Origin of the sequence: Bradyrhizobium sp. 179, from assembly GCF_023073535.1 — a bacterium.
In the GTDB taxonomy this organism is placed as follows: Bacteria; Pseudomonadota; Alphaproteobacteria; order Rhizobiales; family Xanthobacteraceae; genus Bradyrhizobium.
This window is the reverse complement of the sequence record NZ_JADPJR010000031.1, coordinates 1-5,470: the sequence shown is the minus strand read 5'-3', so window position 1 is coordinate 5,470 and position 5,470 is coordinate 1. Positions and strand designations below refer to the sequence as shown.

Sequence of the window (5,470 nt, the reverse complement as noted above, 5' to 3'; positions counted from 1 at the left end):
GATGATCTGCTCTTCCGTAAAGCGGCTGCGCTTCATGCTCTGGTCCTCATATGGGCCAGAGCGAACTTCAATCTGGATTAAGTCCAGGGGGCAAGGTCATATCAGGAACATATTTGCGCATGAACAGCGGGCTCAGGATTTCGGCTTTGGTCGATGCCGTGATTTGGCAAACAACTTGTGCGTAAGTGAGAAGCTGGAATTCTATAGGCCGAATCTCGCCTCGCCAACGTCTGTCAGTGAACTCAAGGCTGGCGATGAAGTATGGTTGGCGATTGGCCTGCGCGAAGCGTTTGGCTCCCGTGAGGAGGGGCCAACGTCCGTTTTGCCGGAGCTGAGCCCGGGTCAGGGGCTTTCACCACGCGAGAAATATTTGCGGTCGTGCAATTTCTACATCGCCTATTTGTTTATGACGCTCTGCAAAAACCTGGGCGAGCGTTTCGGCAGCGGCTTCATCTTTTCCTAAGATCGCCTGTCCGCTATAGGAACAGCGTTCTTAAACCGGCGCGCCCGAACATTCAGTCAACCGGCGATACCTTGACCATGGTGGTTTTGGAGGAGCACGCAGGCTCCGCCAAGTGGCGCTGGACCGGCGATCACGATCCAGCACGGATCCGTGCCGGTTGGGCGGAAAAGCTTCAGGACTACGAGTTCAAAGGGGGCGGCGGCTAGCCCTTTGTGTCGATGGGTTCAGGGAGAGCGAAATCTCCCGCGCGTGGTTCGGCGGCAAGGCGCTGAACATGGTGTGTCGCCTCGTTTTTTCTCCAGGTTTTTGCGCTGATCTCACTGCTGTTCTTTCAGGTCGTGATCGTCATGGTGCCGGTTCATCGCAGTTGAGCACGCTCGACTTGCTCCTCATCGGCCTTGTCGTCATCTCGATCTTCGAAACTCTGCCGCGATTTCTGCGCACTTACGTTAGCGCACACCACCAATCGGGTCGACGTCGAATTGGAGGCGCGGCTGCTTCGTTACTTGTTGGAATTGTCGATCGCTTACTTCGAGGCCGGCGCGTGGCGTTTGAAAAATGATTAATTTACTTAGTATGGCTGAGCAAAACGACAGAAAACGAAACCAACTCGAAAGTACCTGCCCGCAGGGGCTTCTGGTCGATGCTGCCTGGATGGAGGGGCATGGATATTCCACCAACCTGCCGCAGCCAATAAGGCTGACTGGCTCGTTCAGCCGGCGCGGGAAACTTTCAAGCGCCCGCTCGGCGAACTCTCCTGGCAGAGCGTCCTCGTTTCACTCCAGCGACTGCCCCGCTCCGATTTCGTCGTCGGCGGTACTACTGTCGTTATCGGCCGGTTGAAAGTGTTTGCATCGGTAGGGCCGAGCTGTGTGAGCGCAACCAATAGCCAAGTGTCAGCGCCTCGTGACGATTGAAGAACGTCTCGAAGTCGAAGACATGCCGATCTCCATTGAGGTCCGCGAGCAGCACCTCGCTGCGGCCAAGACTACCGCCGCGCTGCGAGCCACAATAGCTGACGATCGTCGCGAACAGGTCGGTCTCGCGCATGTTGCCGAACCGATCTCGGAAAGGAGGAGATTCCACGCAATACCGGCACGGATTCGCAGGATCGAAATCGGCCTTGCGCCGCGAGCGATGCGGATGACCGGTAACCAGAGCCACGATCGGCCGGCCGCCGTGGCCTTTTTCGACGAAACGCCAGAGCGTGGAAGTCATGGTGTTGCCGAACCCCTTGCTAAGGCTCTTGACGAAGGCAAGGCTCGGAACTGAACAGGTGGCCTCTTTCACAAAGCGCCCCGCGAGAAAAAGCAGTTGGCCGGCGGCGTAGTTCGCCTCCGCCTCCATGATCTGATGACATGCGGGCGTGAGCGTCTGCTCGGTGTCGCCTAACATCATGCCGATGTGCCAGGGGATGATGTCGTGGCCGATCTCGTGGGCCTCGTTCCAGCGGTGCTTGAGGATGGGTAGATCCTGGTCGAGCAGGATCCGCTTCTGGTCGGGCAGATAGAGCGCTTTCAGGCTGAGACTTTGGACCGCATCGCGCAGGATGGTCGGGCGGAGGAGAACCTGAAGGCCGGCGACTTTCAGGCGCGAGAAAGTCTCGCGCAGAAGACTATCGTCGGTGGTCGAATAATAACCGCGGTCGAGCTTCAACAGGTCACGGACAAGGCGCAAGTCGATCGGCGGCTCGGGGTTGCCAAGGCCCCGCAGGACCTTATCAATCTGTCCGTCGATGTCGGCGATCGTCCGATCTTTGAGGCTGACGTTTTTCACTTCACTCGTTTGGGATCTTGTTCGCTCAAGACGGCGACGAACGCTTCAAGCGCGGAATTTTCTTCTGGAGTGAGCTTATGTACAGCCTCGGAGCGCGCAGCAAATCGTACAGCTTCCTGCCGGAAGCCGGCATCATTCGCTGCGGCAAGGCCGGCAAGCTGCATCAAGCGCCGCTGCGACACCTCGAAGGTCTGCGCCAGTTTGAAGACCGTGCGAGGTTCCGGAACATAATGGACATCATCCTCGATCACGAGGAGCTCGCTGGCGTCGAGGTCGGCAACCTCAGCCAGTCTCTCCATCGAAAAGCCGCGGCGACGGCGCATCAGGTTCACGAATTTGCCAAACGCGATGCGGGTTTCCTCGACCGCAGCAGTCTGCGCGGTCGCGGTCGGCCGTTCCTCCAGCACCGGGTCGAACGCGAGCAAGCCGGCGCCGATGACGGCGTCGCCTTCACGACGTGCCCGAGCCATCCACCACTCTTTGCTTCGTTCAAGTTTCATCGTTCTCCTCCTTTTCGAAGAACGCGCGAGCCTGCTCGCTGGTCATCTCAAAGTACCTTAAATTCTGGTACGCCGTGTCCTGCCCCAGATCGGTCATCCCGATCTTGCGGTAGAAGTTATCGGCCTGGGGAAGCGAATGCAGCCCCAGACGTCCTTTGAAACCCTCGTCTTCGCTGAGCGCGACGGCAGCCGTGATGAGGGCTGTACCGACGCCGCGCAGGCGCGGAGCGTTCGCAAGGTCTGGCCGGTTCCAGGGAGCGACCTCGAGGTAGTCGAGATAGACGAGCGGCTTGCCGCGCTGGTTGGCCTCCCGTGCCGCCTTGGTCAGATCGACCTGTGCCAGGCCTTGCGTCTCGCCTTGTGCGACAATGCTGAAGCCGCGGAAGGCCAGGAGCCCCTGCACGCGGGTCGTCTTCTTGCTCCAATCCCAGTGCCAGCTTTGCGGCCACTGTTCGATCGGCACGCCCTTGCGCACGAGATCCTGAAGGGTGGTCAAGAGGGCTGGCCGCCACTTTGTCTGCCAATCGTCGAGCTGCGCCTGCTCGATCGCATCGCGCAGCTCGGCTTCGACGCTTCCATCGGTTGCGACATCGAGAAGATAGATTTTCGAGACGTTGACCGTCATAGAAGCATCAACTCCGCCTTCTCCTTCGTCGCGTCGTTCTCGAACAAGAGCTTTTCGCCCTTTTCGACCCGAGCATCGATCGTCTGATAGAGGCGCAAGGCCTGCCGGAGCACGGCAGTCTTGGTGATGTCCTTCCGGGCCGACAATTCGTCCAGAACCCGCATCTCGGCGTCGGTGAGGTTCAGCGTCATGGTTCGCTTCGCCGTCATCTCATCCTCCGTCGTTGTGCGCAGCATATAGAGAATCAATGGATTTTTGTCAACGTGCAATAGCTGAATTTGGCATCTTGAATAGCTAAAATTTAGCTATTATATGCTGGTCTCAACGCCGCCGCCCCCTGGCAGCCGGCCAACAGGAGCAGGATATGGGACGGCAGCACGTCGGCCATGCCGAGATCGCCGCCTTTGCGCAGGACAAGGTGAACCTGCCCAAAGAGACGGCGGATGAGTACCGGGCGCAGGCCCGGCGGCTTCGCGAGAAGCTCGAAGGTTATCTGTCCGAGCACCCGGACTTCACGTTGAAGAAGATGCTGCTCTCGGGCAGCCTGGCGAAGGGCACGGCGCTTCGCTCCCTCAACGACATCGATGTCGCCTGCTATATCAGCGGCGCCGACGCGCCGAAGGATGTCCAAGCGCTGCTCGACTATCTCGCCGAGCGGCTGCGCAAGGCGTTCCCCAACTTCAACCCCGACCAAGTCAAGCCGCAGACCTATTCCGTCACCGTCTCCTTCCGGGGGACGGGCCTTGATGTCGATGTCGTGCCGATCCTCTATGACGGCGATCCCAAGTGGTACGGCAACCTCGTCAGCCAGGACGACGGCTCGTTCCTGAAGACGAGCATTCCGCTGCATCTGCAGTTCGCCGCCAAGCGCAAGCGCGCGCAGGAGAAGCATTTCGCCCAGGTCGTCCGGCTGGTGAAGTTCTGGGCGAGGCGCATGAAGCAGGAGCGGGACGGCTTCCGCTTCAAATCCTTCATGATCGAGATGATTCTGGCCAAGCTCTGCGATGATGGCCTGGATTTCGCCGACTATCCAGAGGCGCTCCAGCACTTCTTCACCTACGTCGCCCGCACCGACATGCGGTCGAAAATCGTCTTCGGCGACTACTATCCGGCCTCGTCGGTCGGCGCCTTCACCGACACGGTGCAGATCATCGATCCCGTGAACGCCGCCAACAACGTCGCCCGCCTCTACACGAAGGCGAATGCGGATGCGATCGTCGATGCCGCGCTCGATGCCGGTGATGCCATCGATGCGGCGCTGGCCGCTCCCAACAAGCAACTGACCGTCGCCTATTGGCAGAAGGTCTTCGGCTCCTCCTTCCAGGCGTGAGGTCAATAATGTCCTACAGCTACAGCTTCACCGAGAGCGCGACCTTCACGGTCACCCACGCCCGCCACATGGCCGCCAAGGTCGCGACCGACCTGAAGCGCATGCAGCGCTTCTACGGCAGCCCTTCCGACAAGAGCATCGCCGAATTCGAGGCCGAAGCGACGGAGCTGATCAAGGCCGGCTATCTCGGCACCGTCACCTATGGCTTCCAGAAGGACGGCAAGTGGATCGAGCCGACGCTGCGCTATACCGCGCGGGATCTCGCTGGCGCATCCGCCAACGACGACCATCCCGGCCGGATCCGGCATAATGCGGATGTCAGCGGCGCAACGTTCAAGAGCTATCTTACCTACAGTGCGGCGTGGCACCAGCTCACGCAGACCCAGCGCGACTTGTTCGAGGCGACCTTGCCGATCTCACGCAGCGGCGCGGCCGAACCGGGAGTCTCGGGCTATCTCGCAAGCGACCGCATCTATTCGTCCGGGGGCAGGGCCCTCGACCGCGCCACCGTCAGGAGCTTTTGATGAACACCAAGCCGACCCTCGACGAGTTGTTCGAGCGCCGTATCACCTATCCCGATATCGATCCGCAATCCCGGCTGGCCCGGTTGGTCGGGCTCGACGAGCAGAAGAACCGGCTCGCAAAGATCCTGGGTGTCATTCGGCCTGCAATATTGACCCCCGTATTGCCGCATCTGCGAATGTTACCCTGATGGCGCCATTGCCGATGACGATCCGATGTCGATTAATCGGTCGCGCCAGATGGCTTTCCCGGCT

At 59.8% G+C, this 5,470-nt stretch carries 9 protein-coding genes and 1 pseudogene; 6 read left to right on the top strand and 4 right to left on the bottom strand.

All coding sequences use genetic code 11. The features are described from left to right. The 3 genes and pseudogenes from IVB12_RS07565 to IVB12_RS07560 all read left to right on the top strand — a co-directional run. Positions 1-463 (top strand): hypothetical protein (locus tag IVB12_RS07565; protein ID WP_247297312.1); only part of this gene is annotated, 463 nt, incomplete at its 5' end. Positions 464-534: 71 nt separating this feature from the next. Then, positions 535-669 carry a hypothetical protein gene (locus IVB12_RS38110; protein ID WP_256467097.1) on the top strand — a complete coding sequence of 45 codons (135 nt, stop codon included), beginning with the start codon at positions 535-537 and terminating at the stop codon, positions 667-669. Between the two features lie 78 nt (positions 670-747). Beyond that, positions 748-1,002: pseudogene (locus tag IVB12_RS07560) on the top strand (type I secretion system permease/ATPase); the annotation flags it as partial. Between the two features lie 289 nt (positions 1,003-1,291). Here the strand turns inward: IVB12_RS07560 and IVB12_RS07555 are convergent. The 4 genes from IVB12_RS07555 to IVB12_RS07540 are packed head-to-tail and all read right to left on the bottom strand — an operon-like array spanning position 1,292 to position 3,573. Continuing rightward, positions 1,292-2,239, bottom strand: coding sequence for a DUF955 domain-containing protein (locus IVB12_RS07555; protein ID WP_247297311.1), 948 nt, complete (start codon positions 2,237-2,239; stop codon positions 1,292-1,294). Then, the gene (locus IVB12_RS07550) at positions 2,236-2,739 is read right to left on the bottom strand and encodes a helix-turn-helix transcriptional regulator (protein WP_247297308.1); all 504 of its coding nucleotides are present in this window, start codon (positions 2,737-2,739) and stop codon (positions 2,236-2,238) included. The genes IVB12_RS07555 and IVB12_RS07550 overlap by 4 nt, the downstream gene beginning before the upstream one ends. Then, positions 2,729-3,364, bottom strand: coding sequence for a GNAT family N-acetyltransferase (locus IVB12_RS07545; RefSeq protein WP_247297306.1), 636 nt, complete (start codon positions 3,362-3,364; stop codon positions 2,729-2,731). Before IVB12_RS07545 ends, IVB12_RS07550 begins: the two co-directional genes overlap by 11 nt. Then, positions 3,361-3,573: a ribbon-helix-helix protein, CopG family gene (locus tag IVB12_RS07540; RefSeq protein WP_009734077.1), complete on the bottom strand. Its 213-nt coding sequence runs from the start codon at positions 3,571-3,573 to the stop codon at positions 3,361-3,363. Before IVB12_RS07540 ends, IVB12_RS07545 begins: the two co-directional genes overlap by 4 nt. Positions 3,574-3,728: 155 nt before the next feature. Here IVB12_RS07540 and IVB12_RS07535 point away from each other — a divergent pair, with 155 nt between their 5' ends. From IVB12_RS07535 to IVB12_RS07525, 3 genes are read left to right on the top strand one after another with little or no spacing between them, the layout of a single operon-like run. Then, on the top strand, positions 3,729-4,694 hold the full coding sequence (locus IVB12_RS07535; protein WP_247297304.1) for a CBASS oligonucleotide cyclase: 966 nt from the start codon (positions 3,729-3,731) through the stop codon (positions 4,692-4,694). 8 nt (positions 4,695-4,702) lie between these two features. Next, positions 4,703-5,218, top strand: a complete 516-nt coding sequence (locus IVB12_RS07530) for a hypothetical protein (protein ID WP_247297302.1) — start codon at positions 4,703-4,705, stop codon at positions 5,216-5,218. Beyond that, on the top strand, positions 5,218-5,406 hold the full coding sequence (locus IVB12_RS07525) for a hypothetical protein (RefSeq protein ID WP_247297301.1): 189 nt from the start codon (positions 5,218-5,220) through the stop codon (positions 5,404-5,406). Before IVB12_RS07530 ends, IVB12_RS07525 begins: the two co-directional genes overlap by 1 nt. The last annotated feature ends 64 nt before the right edge of the window (positions 5,407-5,470 follow it).